The following is a 14,345-nucleotide window of genomic DNA, read 5'->3' on the forward strand; positions in this document are numbered from 1 at the left end:
GGGGAGTTGCGCCGATTTTGCAGGAATTCACGGAGCGGAGACGTTTGGCGCCTAGCCTAGCGTCCCTGAGAGCACCATCGGCCCGGCTTGGTCGTATCCATCCAGGCAGGTGTCCTCGGCGGCCGTGGTGAGCTCTGACTTGGTCCGCGTCTCAATCGATTCGGCCGCGGTGACGCGCAGCAGCACCGCTTCGTCCGGGGCCCGGTCGATGCCGCGGATCACCTGTCTGCCGATCTCGAGGATGTCGAAGCCGAATCGCGTATACGGCCGAAGCGCGGTCATCGACCGCCGAAATCGTCCATCGCAAAGGTGGCGCGCACGGAGCTTCCCCCGCCCGCCTGCGCGACCGGCTGGAAGGCCGCCACCACCTGCTGGTGATGGACCGCGACGCGCACGCGCTGCAGGGTGTCGGTGTCGCGCGGGCCGAGCGCGCTGTCAGCTTGCAGGCACGAGGTTTAGCATTGGATCAAGCGCCGCCGGGCCAGGGAAGACAGGGTGCGCCTGCAAACAGCAGTTGACTCCCCCCGCGATCCCCATATAAGCGCCCGCTCATTGGTGTTGGTGGCCCCCGCAAGGGGATGCCTGTCGGCCTCCGGGCAGAAGGACAACGCCCTTCACAACTTATGAAGGAGATCAGCCGTGACCAAACGCACGTCTGCCAAGTACAAAATTGACCGCCGCATGGGCGAGAACATCTGGGGCCGTGCCAAGTCCCCGGTGAACAAGCGCGAATACGGCCCCGGCCAGCACGGCCAGCGCCGCAAGGGCAAGATGTCGGACTTCGGTCTGCAGCTCCGCGCCAAGCAGAAACTCAAGGGCTACTACGGTGACCTGACCGAGAAGCAGTTCCGTCGCATCTTCGGCGACGCGGAACGCCTCAAGGGTGACACCGGTGAGCTGCTCATCGGCCTGCTCGAGCGCCGCCTGGACGCCGTCGTCTACCGCGCCAAGTTCGTGCCGACCGTCTTCGCGGCCCGTCAGTTCGTGAACCACGGCCACGTGATGGTGAACGGCAAGCGCGTGAACATCCCCTCCTACCGCGTGAAGGAAGGCGACGTGATCGAGGTCCGCGAGAAGTCGAAGCAGATGGTTGTTCTGCTCGAGGCCGTCCAGCTCGCAGAGCGTGACGTTCCCGACTACATCGAGGCCGACCACTCCAAGATGACCGCGACCTTCGTGCGCACCCCCGGCCTCGCCGACGTGCCCTACGCGGTTCAGATGGAACCGAACCTCGTCATCGAATACTACGCGCAGAACTGATCCTTCTGTTCTTACGATCCTTGGAAGGCCGCGCAGCAATGCGCGGCCTTTCTGCGTTTCTGCCCGGGTTTTGAGCAATTTCCCCCGCGTCGGGCGCGGCAATTATTTTACCGATTGATAAAAAATTTGACCTGTGAGAGCGTTTCTCCATTGCGCAAGGCAGCGGGGAGGCGACCGATGGACGCAAGACAACTGGCAGGAGGGATCCGCGCGGGACGGCTTGAGCCGCAGGCGCTGGAAGAGGGGTTCTCGGACCTGCACCCACCATATGATGATCACGAGGCGTTGGTGGCGGCGGATCGCTGCTATTTCTGCCACGACGCGCCCTGCGCGACGGCATGCCCGACCTCGATCGACATTCCGCTCTTCATTCGGCAGATCGCCACCGGCACGCCCGAGGCGGCAGCCAAGACGATCCTGTCGCAGAACATCCTCGGCGGCATGTGCGCCCGGGTCTGCCCCACCGAGACGCTCTGCGAGGAGGTCTGCGTGCGCGAGGTGGCCGAGGGCAAGCCGGTCGAGATCGGTCGGCTGCAGCGCTACGCCACCGACCGCATCATGGCCCGCAACACCCACCCATTCGAGCGCGCCGCGCCGACGGGAAAGCGCGTTGCGGTGGTTGGGGCGGGGCCTGCGGGCCTGTCCTGCGCGCACCGTCTGGCGATGAAGGGTCATGACGTCGTGATCCTCGATGCGCGCGCCAAGCCCGGCGGCCTCAACGAGTTCGGCATCGCCGCCTACAAGAGCACAGACGATTTCGCCGCGCGCGAGGTGGACTGGCTGCTGGGAATCGGTGGCATCACCATCGAGACGGGCCGGATGCTCGGGCGTGATATTACGCTGGCAGAGCTGAGCTCGGATTATGACGCGGTGTTCCTCGGACTGGGCCTTGGCGGGGTCAATGCGCTGGGGATCGGCGGCGACGATCGCGAGGGCGTCACGAACGCGGTCGATTTCATTGCCGATCTGCGGCAGGCGGGTGATCTCGCTGCGCTGCCGGTGGGCCGCGATGTGGTGGTGATTGGCGGTGGCATGACCGCAGTCGATGCCGCCGTGCAGTCGAAGTTGCTGGGCGCGCTCAACGTGACCATCGTCTACCGCCGCTCGCAGGAGCGCATGGCGGCGAGCGCATTCGAGCAGGAACTGGCGCAGGCCAAGGGCGTGCGGATCATCTGCAATGCCACGCCGAAGGCGGTACACGGCAACGGCGCGGTGCGCGAGATCGAGTTCGAGTTCACCGACGACGATCTAACGCCCACGGGCGAGAGCTTCCGCCTGCCCGCCGATCAGGTCTTCCGGGCCATCGGCCAGAGCCTGGTTGCCGAGGGCTTGCCAGAGCTCGATGGCCGCAAGCTCGCGGTCGAGGGACCGGGGCGCACCTCCGTGCCCGGGGTCTGGGCCGGGGGCGACTGCGCCGCCGGGGGAGACGACCTGACCGTCACCGCCGTCGCCGAGGGCCGCGACGCGGCCGAAGACATTCACGCCACGTTGATGCGCTGAGGAGGGACCGACATGGCAAATCTGACGAGTGACTTCGTGGGCATCAAATCGCCCAACCCGTTCTGGCTGGCCTCCGCGCCGCCGACCGACAAGGAGTACAACGTCCGCCGCGCCTACGAGGCGGGCTGGGGCGGGGTGGTCTGGAAGACCCTCGGCGAGGAAGGCCCGCCGGTGGTCAACGTCAACGGCCCGCGCTACGGCGCGATCTGGGGGGCGGACCGGCGGCTTCTGGGGCTCAACAACATCGAACTGATCACAGACCGCCCGCTCGAGGTGAACCTGCGCGAGATCAAGGCGGTCAAGCGCGACTATCCCGATCGCGCGCTGGTGGTCTCGCTGATGGTCCCCTGCGAAGAGGCGGCGTGGAAGGCGATCCTGCCGCTGGTCGAGGAGACCGGCGCGGATGGCGTCGAGTTGAACTTCGGCTGCCCGCACGGCATGAGCGAGCGTGGCATGGGCTCGGCGGTGGGGCAGGTGCCCGAGTACATCGAGATGGTGACCCGCTGGGTGAAGCAGAACTCGCGCATGCCCTGCATCGTCAAGTTGACGCCCAACATCACCGACGTCCGCAAGCCCGCCGAGGCGGCCAAGCGCGGGGGCGCGGATGCGGTCAGCCTGATCAACACGATCAACTCGATCACCTCGGTCGATCTCGACCTCTTCGCTCCCGAGCCGACCATCGACGGAAAGGGCGCACACGGCGGCTATTGCGGTCCGGCGGTGAAGCCCATCGCGCTCAACATGGTGGCCGAGATCGCCCGCTCGCCGGAAACGCGCGGGATGCCGATCTCGGGCATCGGCGGGGTGACCACCTGGCGCGATGCGGCGGAGTTCATGGCGCTGGGGGCGGGCAACGTGCAGGTCTGCACGGCGGCGATGACCTATGGCTTCAAGGTCGTGCAGGAGATGATCTCGGGGCTGTCGCAGTATCTCGACGAAAAGGGCGTGGAGCTGTCCGACCTGGTAGGCCGCGCGGTGCCGAACGTGTCGGACTGGCAGAACCTGAACCTCAACGCCATCTCCAAGGCGAAGATCGACCAGGAACTCTGCATCTCTTGCGGGCGCTGCTATGCGGCCTGCGAGGACACCTCGCACCAGGCCATCGCCATGTCCGAGGACCGCGTGTTCACGGTCAAGGACGATGAATGCGTGGCTTGCAACCTCTGCGTCAACGTCTGCCCGGTCGAGGGCTGTATCAGCATGGAGCGGATGGACGTGGGCGCGACGGACCCGCGCACCGGCAAGGTGGTGCCCGCCGAGTTCGGCGACTGGACCACCCATCCCAACAACCCGATGGCCCGCGCGGCGGAGTGATCAAAGGGGCGGGGCCTATTGGCCCTGCCTTACCCCTTAGGCGTCAGGATCGCCCGGAAGATCGTTTCCACATGGGCATTGGCCGCCGTCCAGCCCGCCACGTCGTCGGCCACCAGCACCCGCACCTGCGTGTCGAAGTCGGCGAAATGCTGGGTCAGCGCCCAGATCGACATGATGAGCTGCTGCGGATCCTGCGGCGCCAGCTTGCCCGCCGCCATCCATCCCGCGATCAGCGCGCATTTCTCGTCGAAGAGCGGCTTCAGATCGCTCTCGAGGTGCGGCAGCATGCGCGGCGCGCCCTGGATGATCTCGATCGCGAAGAGCCGGCTCTCGCGCGGGAACTGGCGGCTCATCTCCATCTTGCGGCGCACGTAGCCGAGGATCTCCTCGAGCGGGTCGCCTTGCGCATCAAGCTCGCGCAGCGGGTCGAGCCATTCGGTCATCAGCGCGTTCAGCAGCGCGACGTGGATCGCCTCCTTGCCGTCGAAATAATAGATGAGGTTGGGCTTGGACATGCCTGCCGCCTCGGCGATCTGGTCGAGCGTCGCGCCGCGGAAGCCATGCTGCGAGAAGATATCGAGTGCTGCGTCCATGATCTTGCGGCGGTTGCGGATCTGGATTCGGCTGGGCTTCTTTTCGGGGCGGATTTCGGAGGGAGCGGGCATGGCATTCCTTGGCTGCTGCTTTTCCGGGCGGCGCTGCCCGCTCTATGCGCATCCGTTCCGGGAGCCAAGGCAGGGATTTCTTGACAGGTTCGGGGCGCATTGCAATCGTGGCTTTACCAAATGGTAAAAAACACGCGCGGCCCGCGCAAGCGCGACCGCGCAATGCAAGATGCAAAGCAAGGCAGCGAGGACAAAAAGATGGCGGCACCGGGCGAGAACCTCCGGATCGATGGCGACCGACTCTGGGACAGCCTGATGGAGATGGCCAAGATCGGCCCCGGCATCGCGGGGGGCAACAACCGCCAGACGCTCACCGACGAGGATGCCGAGGGGCGCGCGCTGTTCCAGAGCTGGTGCGAGGCCGCGGGCATGACCATGGGTGTTGACGCCATGGGCAGCATGTTCGCCACCCGCCCCGGTGAGGACCCGGACGCGCTGCCCGTCTACGTCGGCTCGCACCTCGATACCCAGCCAACCGGCGGCAAGTACGACGGGGTGCTGGGGGTGCTTGGCGCGCTCGAGGCGGTGCGCACGATGAACGATCTCGGCATCAAGACCAAGCACCCGATTGTGGTCACCAACTGGGCCAATGAGGAAGGCGCGCGCTTTGCCCCGGCCATGCTGGCTTCGGGGGTCTTCGCCGGGGTGCTTGACCTCGATTACGCCTACGGACGCAAGGATCTCGAGGGCAAGACCTACGGCGAAGAGCTCAAGCGCATCGGCTGGCTGGGCGAGGAAGAGGTCGGCGCGCGCAAGATGCACGCCTATTACGAACTGCACATCGAGCAAGGACCGATTCTCGAGGCCGAGGGCAAGGACATCGGCGTGGTGACCCATTGCCAGGGACTCTGGTGGCTCGAGTTTACCTTGACCGGCAAGGCCGCGCACACCGGCTCGACTCCGATGGACATGCGGGTGAACGCGGGTCTGGCAATGGGCCGTATCTTCGAGATGGTGCAGGAGGTGGCCATGGCCGCGCAGCCCGGCGCCGTCGGCGGGGTGGGGCAGGTGACCTTCTCGCCCAACTCGCGCAACGTGCTGCCCGGCAGCGTGGTCTTCACCGTCGACATTCGCTCGCCCGACCAGGCCAAGCTCGACGGCATGCGCGCCGAGATCGAGCAACGCGCCGCGGAAATCTGCACCGAGCTGGGCGTCGGCTGCGCGGTCGACCCGGTCGGGCACTTCGACCCGGTGACCTTTGCCCCCGAGCTGGTCGAGAACGTCCGCAATGCCGCCGAGCGTCTGGGCTACTCGCATATGAACCTCATCTCGGGCGCGGGCCACGATGCCTGCTGGGCCGCCAAGGTGGCGCCCGCGACCATGGTCATGTGCCCCTGCGTCGACGGCATCTCTCACAACGAGGCCGAGGAGATCTCGAAGGACTGGGCGGCGGCGGGCACAGACGTGCTGTTCCACGCGGTGCTCGAGACCGCGGAGATCGTCGCCTGAGGCCGGTGAAAGATAGGGGGCTCAGCCCCGTCCGCGGCCCGCGGGCCGCGGACCTCCCGGGATATTCTTGCCTAGAAGACATCCCGGACACGGACTTCCAAGGGAGGGAAACATGTCCACAGTGATCAAGGGCGGCACCATCGTCACCGCCGACCTGAGCTATGACGCAGACGTGCTGGTCGAAGGCGGCCGCATTGTCGAGATCGGCCAGAACCTCAAGGGCGACGAGGTGCTGGACGCCTCGGGCTGCTACGTGATGCCCGGCGGGATCGACCCGCACACCCATCTCGAGATGCCTTTCATGGGGACCTATTCGGCCGACAACTTCGACAGCGGCACCCGCGCGGCTCTGGCGGGGGGCACCACCATGGTGGTCGACTTCGCGCTGCCCTCGCCGGGGCAGGGGCTGCTCGACGCGCTGCAGATGTGGGACAACAAATCGACCCGCGCGCATTGCGACTATTCGTTCCACATGGCGGTCACATGGTGGAGCGAGCAGGTCTTCAACGAGATGCAGCAGGTCGTGGATCGCGGCATCACCACCTTCAAGCACTTCATGGCCTATAAAGGCGCGCTGATGGTGAACGACGACGAGCTCTTCGCCTCGTTCCAGCGCTGCGCCGAGCTGGGGGCGATCCCGCTGGTGCATGCCGAGAACGGCGACGTGGTGGCCGAGCTCTCCGCCAAGCTGCTCGCCGCCGGCAACAACGGCCCCGAGGCGCACGCCTACTCGCGCCCGCCGCAGGTCGAGGGCGAGGCCACGAACCGCGCCATCATGATCGCCGACATGGCCGGTGTGCCGCTCTACGTGGTGCATGTCAGCTGCGAGGAAAGCCACGAGGCGATCCGCCGCGCGCGGCAGGCGGGCAAGCGGGTCTGGGGCGAGCCGCTGATCCAGCACCTGACGCTCGACGAGAGCGAATACGCGAGCCCCGATTGGGACCATGCCGCGCGCCGCGTGATGTCGCCGCCGTTCCGCAACAAGGCGCATCAAGACAGCCTCTGGGCCGGGCTGGCCGCGGGCTCGCTCTCCTGCGTGGCCACGGACCACTGCGCGTTCACAACCGACCAGAAGCGCTACGGGGTCGGTGATTTCACCAAGATTCCGAATGGCACCGGCGGGCTCGAGGACCGACTGCCGATGCTCTGGACTCAGGGCGTGGGCACTGGCCGGCTGACGCCGCAGGAGTTCGTGGCGGTGACCTCGACCAACATCGCCAAGATCCTCAACATCTATCCGCGCAAGGGGGCGATCCTCGTGGGGGCCGATGCCGACATCGTCGTGCTCGACCCCAACCGTGAGAAGGTGATCTCGGCCAAGACCCAGCAGTCGGCGATCGACTACAACGTCTTCGAGGGGATGACGGTCAAGGGCCTGCCGCGATTCGTGCTGAGCCGCGGCAAGGTCTCGGTCACCGAAGGCGCGATGAGCTCCGAAGAGGGCCACGGCCAGTTCGTCGCCCGCCCGCCCGCCGGGCCGGTGAACAAGGCGCTGAGCTCGTGGAAGGAGCTGACCGCACCGCGCAAGGTGGAGCGCACGGGCATCCCGGCATCCGGGGTCTGATGCTGAAAACATGGACTGACGACGATTGAAGACGACCGGGGCAGGGGGCCAGAAGACGCCCCCGCCCCAAACAGGGAATGAAGATGATGACAGAACAAGCGGTCGCTCCAGCGGCCAGCGTCCTGCATGCTCCGACGGTGATCTCGGCCGAAGGGCTGAACCTCGTCTACGAGACGAACGACGGCCCGGTTCAGGCGCTTAAAGACGTGGACTTGAAGATCGGCAAGGGCGACTTCGTCTCCTTCATCGGTCCCTCGGGCTGTGGCAAGACCACCTTCCTGCGGGTGATGGCGGACCTCGAGACGCCGACCTCGGGCACGGTGCTGGTCAATGGCGTGACCCCCGAGGCCGCCCGCAAGGCGCGCGCCTATGGTTATGTCTTTCAGGCGGCGGGGCTCTACCCGTGGCGCACCATCGGTGGCAACATCCGCCTGCCGCTGGAGATCATGGGCTATTCAAAAGCCGAGCAGGCCGAGCGGGTGCAGCGCGTGCTCGACCTGGTGGAGCTGGCGGGCTTCGAGAAGAAGTACCCCTGGCAGCTTTCGGGCGGCATGCAGCAGCGAGCGTCGATCGCCCGGGCGCTGGCTTTCGATGCCGACATTCTGCTGATGGATGAGCCCTTCGGGGCGCTCGACGAGATCGTTCGCGATCACCTCAACGAGCAGCTTTTGGCGCTCTGGGCGCGCACCGAAAAGACCATCTGCTTCGTCACCCACTCGATCCCCGAAGCGGTGTACCTGTCGACCAGGATCGTCGTCATGTCGCCGCGCCCGGGGCGGATCACCGATATCATCGAGAGCCCGCTGCCGAAGGATCGCCCGCTCGAGATCCGCGACACGCCGGAATTCCTTGAGATCGCCCACCGCGTACGCGAGGGGCTGCGGGCGGGGCATGCCTATGACTGATCTGTCTGTCAGGCGCGCCGTGGACACCGACATTGGCGCCTGCGCGGCGGTGTTGAACGGCTGGATCGACGCCACCCCGTGGTTCCCGCGCGTGCATTCGGCCGAAGAGGTCGAGGGCTTCCTGCGGGACGCCTTCCCCGCGCGCGAGATCTGGGTGATCGGCAATCCGGTCGAGGGCTATCTCTCTGTCGATCCCGAGGCGGGCAAAATCGGTGCGCTCTACTGTGCGCGCAGCGGCGCGGGGCTTGGCAAGGCGCTGATGGACAAGGCGAAGGAGGGGCGCGATCGGCTCTTCCTGCACACCCACGTTGCCAACGAGGCGGCGCAGCGCTTTTACCGGCGCGAGGGCTTCGTCGGCGCGGGGGCGGTCGATCCGGAGCCGCCGCACGAGCTGCCCGAGCTGCGGATGGAGTGGGTGCGATGAGAAACGTGATCCCGGTCCTCACCGTCGTTCTGGCAATCCTGGTGATCTGGTACGGCGCCGCCGTTATGCTCAACAAGCAATGGGTTCTCGACCAGGCGGCGCGACAGGACCGTGTGCTGACCACGCCCGAGCTGATCGCCGAGACCTGGGCACAGGAGAAACCCAAGCTGCCCGCGCCGCACCAAGTGGCCACCGAGCTCTGGGACACGGTGGCGATGAAGAAGCCCACCTCGAAGCGCAGCCTCGTCTACCACGCCTGGGTGACCATGAGCGCCACGGTGCTGGGCTTCGGGCTCGGCACGCTGCTTGGTTTCGCGCTGGCGGTGGGCATCGTCTACAACCGGGTGATGGACAAATCGGTCATGCCTTGGGTGATCGCCAGCCAGACCATCCCCATCCTCGCCATAGCGCCGATGATCATCGTGGTGCTGAACGCCATCGGCATCTCGGGGCTGATGCCCAAGGCGATGATCTCGATGTACCTGTCGTTCTTCCCGGTGGTGGTGGGCATGGTGAAGGGGCTGCGCAGCCCGGACTCCATGCAGCTTGACCAGATGCGCACATGGAGCGCGACCCGGGCGCAGGAGTTCTGGCGGCTGCGGCTGCCGGCCTCGATGCCCTATCTCTTTGCCTCGATGAAGATCGCCATGGCGGCAAGCCTCGTTGGGGCCATCGTCGGCGAGCTGCCGACCGGCGCCGTGGCGGGGCTCGGCGCGCGGCTGCTGGCCGGAAGCTATTATGGGCAGACCATCCAGATCTGGTCGGCGCTGTTGATGGCGGCTGCTCTGGCAGCGGCGCTGGTGGGGCTGATCGGGCTCATTCAGCGTGTCACCCTCAAGCGGATGGGGATGGCATGAGCTGGATCGTTGCAGGGCTGATCATCTGGGCGCTGGGTCTCTGGGCCAACGTCCGGCTCTCGAAACGGAAGGGCCGGGTGGCGGCGCTGGCCGTGCCGGTGATCTTCGGGCTGGTGCTGGTCTTCGTCTGGGAGGCAGTGGTGCGCGGCTTCGGAATCTCGCCGGTGCTGCTGCCCGCGCCCTCGGTGATCGCGGCGCGCTTCGGGCAGTCGTCGAGCGTGCTCTGGCAGGACTTTGTGCAGACGGTGCTGAAGGGGGCGCTCACCGGCTACGTGCTGGGCTGCAGCGCGGCACTGCTGACGGCCATCGTGGTCGATCGCTTCGACTTTCTGCGGCGCGGGCTTCTGCCAGTGGGCAACTTCGTCGCGGCGCTGCCGATCATCGGCATCGCGCCCATTCTGGTCATGTGGTTCGGTTTCGACTGGCAGTCCAAGGCGGCGGTCGTGGTGGTCATGGTGTTCTTTCCGGTGCTGGTCAACGCGGTGCAGGGGCTTTCCGACACCAGTGCCATGCAGCGCGATCTCATGCGCACCTATGCCGCGGGCTATTGGACCAGCCTTTGGAAGCTGCGCCTGCCGGCGGCGCTGCCCTTCATCTTCAACGGGCTGAAGATCGCCTCCACCCTCGCGCTGATCGGCGCCATCGTCGCCGAGTTCTTCGGCTCGCCGATCACCGGAATGGGTTTTCGCATTTCCACCAGCGTCGGGCTCTTGCAGCTCGACCTCGTGTGGGCAGAGATCGTGGTGGCCGCGCTTGCGGGCTCGGCCTTCTACGGCGGCGTGGCGCTGATCGAACGCGCCGCGACCTTCTGGCACCCGTCGCAGCGGGGTCGGTGAAAAAGCAAACTGCGGCAAAAGACAAAGAAACGCGCAATGCAACAGGAGAGACAGATGACCAAGTTTACCGGATGGGGGATCGCCTCCGCGCTGCTGCTCGCCGCTGGCGGGGCACAGGCCGCGGACGAGCTGACGCTGCAGCTCAAATGGGTGACCCAGGCCCAGTTCGCCGGCTATTACGTGGCCGCCGAGAAGGGCTTTTACGAGGAAGAGGACCTCGACGTGACGATCAAGCCGGGCGGGCCGGACATCGCGCCGGTGCAGGTGCTGCTGGGCGGCGGCGCGGACGTGATGGTCGACTGGCTGCCCTCGGCGCTGGCCGCGCGAGAGAACGGCGCGCCGATCGTCAACATCGCCCAGCCCTTCAAATCCTCGGGGCTCATGCTGACCTGCCTCAAGGAGCACGGCATCGAGAGCCCCGAGGATTTTCCGGGCCACACGCTCGGCACCTGGTTCTTCGGCAACGAGCTGCCGCTCTATTCGTGGATGTCCAAGCTTGGTTACGCGACCGACGGCTCCGAGGGCGGGGTGACCATCCAGAAGATCAACTTCAACGTCGACCCGCTGCTGCAGAAGCAGGTCGAATGCGCCACCACCATGACTTACAACGAGTACTGGCAGGTGATCGACGCGGGGCTCACCCCCGAGGACCTGGTGGTCTTCAAGTACCAGGACGAGGGCATATCGACGCTCGAGGACGGTCTTTACACCACCGAGGAAAACCTCGCCGACCCCGAGATGACCGAAAAGTTGGTGCGCTTCGTGCGCGCCTCGATGAAGGGCTGGAAATATGCCGAGGAGAACCCGGATGAGGCCGCCGAGATCGTGCTCGAGAACGACGAGACCGGCGCCCAGACCGAGAAGCATCAGAAGCGCATGATGGGCGAGATCGCCAAGCTGACCGCCGGATCGAATGGCGCGCTGGACCCGGCCGATTTCACCCGCACCGTCGAGGTGCTGCTGAGTGCCGGCGCCGACCCGGTGATCACAAAGGACCCGGGCGAGGCCGCCTGGACCCATGCGATCACCGACGAAGCGCTGAAGTAAGCGCTCTCGGTCCTGCAAAGGAAAACGGGGGTGGCGCAAGCGCCACCCCCTTCTTCATTAAATCACTGCTATTTTGACCGGGGGCGCGGGGTAATCCGCAGGGGTACCACGGTACTCGCAAAGAACGCCCCGAGTCTTAGACCGCGCAGGTAACGCAGCGATGACAGCAGGGGGCGCGGCCCCGGCAGCCGTACCATTCAGCCCGCCCGTGCGCGGCTCAGAGTCAACAGGAGCTCGGCGCTGCTGAACGGGCGTTGAAGCACCTCGTAGGTGCAGGCGGGTCCCTGCTGCTCGGCGGCATCCCCGGCAAGCGCGATGCGGGTCCCGGCGGCGCTCAGCAACTGGCCGAGCGCGCTCTTGGGGACCTCTTCAGGGGCCATTTGCAGCAGCGCCACGCCGACATGTCCTTCGGACTGGACAAGCAGCAGCGCCGCCTCGGGGGTGCGCGCGCAGACAACGCGCGCCGTGGGGTCGTGCTCGGAAATGCTTCGTGCAACATCTTCGGCCACGAAGGGATCATTCAACAGCACCAGAAACCCCGGCCCAGCGTCGGGCATGTCATCGGGAATCATGCGCGGTCTCCTCTCGTTGCGCGCAGACTGGAACCAAACCGGCAGGGACGCATTAATCTGTGACATAGGAGGTCGAGATGCGTCAGATATCCTGCCAGAGCTGCCCTTTGCGCCGCAAGGCTCTGTTCCGGCCATTCGAGGAGGACGAGTTGGCCTTCATGGATCGCTTCAAGGTCGGAGAACTGAGCGTCGATCCCGGCACGCACCTGCTGATCGAGGGGGCGAATTCACCGCAGATCTTCACCGTCCTGGAGGGTATGGGCCTGCGTTACAAGACACTCGAGAACGGGCGGCGGCAGGTGATCAACTTCCTGCTGCCCGGCGATCTGACCGGGCTTCAGGCAGGGCTTCTGGGCGAGATGAAGCACTCTGTGCAGGCGACCAGCGCCATGCGCCTTTGCGTGTTCAACCGCTCGGACCTCTGGTCGCTCTACCGCAAGCAGCCGTCATTGGCCTATGATGTGACGTGGATTGCCGCCTCGGAGGAGCATTTCCTCGGCGAGACACTGGCCACCGTCGGCCAGCGCGACGCGGCGGAGCGCGTGGCCTGGGCGCTGCTGAAGATCTTCCGGCGGCTCTCCGAGATGGGGATCGGGCAGGGACCGCGTGTGCCGTTGCCCTACCGCCAGCAGGACCTTGCGGATGCGCTCGGCCTGTCGCTGGTCCACACCAACAAGACGCTGGCGCGGTTGCGGGCGCGGGGCCTGGCGGAATGGGCGGACGGTGAACTGCATGTCAGCGATGTTGACGGCATGGCCGAACTGGCCATGGCCGACGCCGACGAGCCCTCGGTACGTCCGCTTCTCTGAGCGCGGCGCGCCGGATCAGCGGCGCAGCGTGTCGCCGTAGGCGATCTTCGGGGTCAGTTCGACGATGCGCTCGTAATCCGCGTCGGGATTCTCGACCCGCGCCGCGATGATCTGGGCGGCCTTGCGACCGATCTCGGCCCGGTGCGCATCCATGGTCGCCAGCTGCCGCGGCAGCCCTTGCAGCAATTCGACTCCGTTAAAGCCGGCAAGGCCGATCTCGCCGGGGATGTCGCGGCCCTGTTCCATCAGGTAGAGCAGCCCGCCCGCGCCGATCATGTCGTTGGAGTAGTAGAGGAAATCGATCTCCGGCTCGCGCTCGAGGATGGCCTGCGTCATCTCGCGGCCCTTCTTCAGAGCCGAACCGCCGGAGTAGAACTCCTGATCCACCACCTCGACACCGCTTTTCGCCAGCGCTTCGGTGAAGCCCTCGAAGCGTTTCCGGGCGCGGTGGTCCAGCGGCATCTTGGTGCCGAGGAAGCCGATCTTCTGGTAGCCTGCGCGCAGGATCGCCTTGGCCATCTCGCGTCCGGCGCGGCGGTGCGAGATGCCGACGGCGCAATCGACCGGCGTGCCGTCGATGTCCATGATCTCGACCACGGGAATGCCGCTGGCCTTCATCATCGCCTTTGCGGCTTCGGTGTGCTCGAGCCCGGCGATGATCACACCCGAGGGGCGCCACGAGAGCATCTCGTAGAGCACCCGCTCTTCTTTTTCCGGCATGTAGTCGGTGATGCCGACCACCGGCTGCAGCTCTGTCTCCTCGAGCACCGAGGCAATGCCCGCCATGACCTCGGGGAAGACCATGTTGCGCATCGACGGAATGATCACCGCGACGAGGTTCACCCGCTGGCTCGCCAGCGCCCCGGCGATCTTGTTGGGCACGTAGCCAAGCGTCTTGGCCGCTTCGAGCACCTTTGCCCGCGTGGCCTCGGACACGTCGCCCCGGTTGCGCAACACCCGGCTCACGGTCATCTCGGACACGCCGGAGGCCTCGGAGACGTCTCTGAGGGTGAGGGGGCGGGGATCGGTGTCGGCCACGGGCGGCTCCTTCGAAGCACTAAATACCTGAATGTTAGCCTTTCTGCCCCGCCGTACAAGCCAAAGCCGCGGCGCGGCGAATTTTCCGCTTGCCGGGTGACAACC

At 66.0% G+C, this 14,345-nt stretch carries 15 protein-coding genes; 11 read left to right on the top strand and 4 right to left on the bottom strand.

Annotated elements, in window-relative coordinates; genetic code table 11:
* Positions 1–51: 51 nt before the first annotated feature.
* A complete protein-coding gene (locus CEW88_RS02670; protein WP_108964562.1) occupies positions 52–282 on the bottom strand; it encodes a hypothetical protein in 231 nt (76 codons plus the stop codon).
* 357 nt (positions 283–639) lie between these two features.
* Between CEW88_RS02670 and rpsD the strand changes: the two genes are divergently transcribed.
* The 3 genes from rpsD (at position 640) to preA (ending at position 4,074) form a co-directional block, all read left to right on the top strand.
* Positions 640–1,260 (top strand): 30S ribosomal protein S4, encoded by a 621-nt coding sequence (rpsD, locus tag CEW88_RS02675; protein ID WP_108964563.1) that lies wholly within the window; start codon positions 640–642, stop codon positions 1,258–1,260.
* A 177-nt stretch (positions 1,261–1,437) separates the two neighbouring features.
* The gene (locus CEW88_RS02680; RefSeq protein ID WP_108964564.1) at positions 1,438–2,760 is read left to right on the top strand and encodes an NAD(P)-dependent oxidoreductase; all 1,323 of its coding nucleotides are present in this window, start codon (positions 1,438–1,440) and stop codon (positions 2,758–2,760) included.
* A 12-nt stretch (positions 2,761–2,772) separates the two neighbouring features.
* Positions 2,773–4,074 carry an NAD-dependent dihydropyrimidine dehydrogenase subunit PreA gene (preA, locus tag CEW88_RS02685; RefSeq protein WP_108964565.1) on the top strand — a complete coding sequence of 434 codons (1,302 nt, stop codon included), beginning with the start codon at positions 2,773–2,775 and terminating at the stop codon, positions 4,072–4,074.
* A gap of 29 nt (positions 4,075–4,103) precedes the next feature.
* On the opposite strand, the gene CEW88_RS02690 is transcribed toward preA, so the two are convergent.
* Entirely contained in the window at positions 4,104–4,739 is a 636-nt protein-coding gene (locus CEW88_RS02690) for a TetR family transcriptional regulator C-terminal domain-containing protein (protein ID WP_108964566.1), read from the bottom strand.
* Positions 4,740–4,937: 198 nt separating this feature from the next.
* Between CEW88_RS02690 and CEW88_RS02695 the strand changes: the two genes are divergently transcribed.
* From CEW88_RS02695 to CEW88_RS02725, 7 genes are all read left to right on the top strand, one after another.
* Positions 4,938–6,188, top strand: coding sequence for a Zn-dependent hydrolase (locus CEW88_RS02695; RefSeq protein WP_108967498.1), 1,251 nt, complete (start codon positions 4,938–4,940; stop codon positions 6,186–6,188).
* 112 nt (positions 6,189–6,300) lie between these two features.
* Complete coding sequence (gene hydA, locus CEW88_RS02700) at positions 6,301–7,752, top strand: dihydropyrimidinase (protein WP_108964567.1); 1,452 nt, start codon at positions 6,301–6,303, stop codon at positions 7,750–7,752.
* Between the two features lie 86 nt (positions 7,753–7,838).
* Positions 7,839–8,657 carry an ABC transporter ATP-binding protein gene (locus CEW88_RS02705; RefSeq protein ID WP_193989063.1) on the top strand — a complete coding sequence of 273 codons (819 nt, stop codon included), beginning with the start codon at positions 7,839–7,841 and terminating at the stop codon, positions 8,655–8,657.
* The gene (locus CEW88_RS02710) at positions 8,650–9,081 is read left to right on the top strand and encodes a GNAT family N-acetyltransferase (protein WP_108964568.1); all 432 of its coding nucleotides are present in this window, start codon (positions 8,650–8,652) and stop codon (positions 9,079–9,081) included. Before CEW88_RS02705 ends, CEW88_RS02710 begins: the two co-directional genes overlap by 8 nt.
* The gene (locus CEW88_RS02715; RefSeq protein ID WP_108964569.1) at positions 9,078–9,938 is read left to right on the top strand and encodes an ABC transporter permease; all 861 of its coding nucleotides are present in this window, start codon (positions 9,078–9,080) and stop codon (positions 9,936–9,938) included. Before CEW88_RS02710 ends, CEW88_RS02715 begins: the two co-directional genes overlap by 4 nt.
* Positions 9,935–10,774, top strand: a complete 840-nt coding sequence (locus tag CEW88_RS02720; protein WP_108964570.1) for an ABC transporter permease — start codon at positions 9,935–9,937, stop codon at positions 10,772–10,774. Before CEW88_RS02715 ends, CEW88_RS02720 begins: the two co-directional genes overlap by 4 nt.
* A 54-nt stretch (positions 10,775–10,828) precedes the next feature.
* The gene (locus tag CEW88_RS02725; protein ID WP_108964571.1) at positions 10,829–11,821 is read left to right on the top strand and encodes an ABC transporter substrate-binding protein; all 993 of its coding nucleotides are present in this window, start codon (positions 10,829–10,831) and stop codon (positions 11,819–11,821) included.
* Between the two features lie 197 nt (positions 11,822–12,018).
* Here the strand turns inward: CEW88_RS02725 and CEW88_RS02730 are convergent, their stop codons facing one another.
* On the bottom strand, positions 12,019–12,393 hold the full coding sequence (locus CEW88_RS02730) for a hypothetical protein (protein WP_108964572.1): 375 nt from the start codon (positions 12,391–12,393) through the stop codon (positions 12,019–12,021).
* 77 nt (positions 12,394–12,470) lie between these two features.
* Here CEW88_RS02730 and CEW88_RS02735 point away from each other — a divergent pair, with 77 nt between their 5' ends.
* Positions 12,471–13,202, top strand: a complete 732-nt coding sequence (locus CEW88_RS02735) for a Crp/Fnr family transcriptional regulator (RefSeq protein ID WP_108964573.1) — start codon at positions 12,471–12,473, stop codon at positions 13,200–13,202.
* Positions 13,203–13,217: 15 nt separating this feature from the next.
* Here the strand turns inward: CEW88_RS02735 and CEW88_RS02740 are convergent, their stop codons facing one another.
* A complete protein-coding gene (locus CEW88_RS02740; protein ID WP_108964574.1) occupies positions 13,218–14,240 on the bottom strand; it encodes a LacI family DNA-binding transcriptional regulator in 1,023 nt (340 codons plus the stop codon).
* Between the last annotated feature and the right edge of the window lie 105 nt (positions 14,241–14,345).

It is taken from the genome of Alloyangia pacifica, assembly GCF_003111685.1.
GTDB lineage: Bacteria > Pseudomonadota > Alphaproteobacteria > Rhodobacterales > Rhodobacteraceae > Salipiger > Salipiger pacificus_A.

Coding starts and splice junctions, on each gene's coding strand:
- CEW88_RS02690 (WP_108964566.1), bottom strand. CDS start 4,739: ATGCCCGCTCCCTCCGAAATCCGCCCCGAAAAGAAGCCCAGCCGAATC.
- CEW88_RS02725 (WP_108964571.1), top strand. CDS start 10,829: ATGACCAAGTTTACCGGATGGGGGATCGCCTCCGCGCTGCTGCTCGCC.
- CEW88_RS02720 (WP_108964570.1), top strand. CDS start 9,935: ATGAGCTGGATCGTTGCAGGGCTGATCATCTGGGCGCTGGGTCTCTGG.
- CEW88_RS02715 (WP_108964569.1), top strand. CDS start 9,078: ATGAGAAACGTGATCCCGGTCCTCACCGTCGTTCTGGCAATCCTGGTG.
- CEW88_RS02680 (WP_108964564.1), top strand. CDS start 1,438: ATGGACGCAAGACAACTGGCAGGAGGGATCCGCGCGGGACGGCTTGAG.
- CEW88_RS02735 (WP_108964573.1), top strand. CDS start 12,471: ATGCGTCAGATATCCTGCCAGAGCTGCCCTTTGCGCCGCAAGGCTCTG.
- CEW88_RS02730 (WP_108964572.1), bottom strand. CDS start 12,393: ATGATTCCCGATGACATGCCCGACGCTGGGCCGGGGTTTCTGGTGCTG.
- CEW88_RS02705 (WP_193989063.1), top strand. CDS start 7,839: ATGACAGAACAAGCGGTCGCTCCAGCGGCCAGCGTCCTGCATGCTCCG.
- CEW88_RS02710 (WP_108964568.1), top strand. CDS start 8,650: ATGACTGATCTGTCTGTCAGGCGCGCCGTGGACACCGACATTGGCGCC.
- preA (WP_108964565.1), top strand. CDS start 2,773: ATGGCAAATCTGACGAGTGACTTCGTGGGCATCAAATCGCCCAACCCG.
- CEW88_RS02670 (WP_108964562.1), bottom strand. CDS start 282: ATGACCGCGCTTCGGCCGTATACGCGATTCGGCTTCGACATCCTCGAG.
- hydA (WP_108964567.1), top strand. CDS start 6,301: ATGTCCACAGTGATCAAGGGCGGCACCATCGTCACCGCCGACCTGAGC.
- CEW88_RS02695 (WP_108967498.1), top strand. CDS start 4,938: ATGGCGGCACCGGGCGAGAACCTCCGGATCGATGGCGACCGACTCTGG.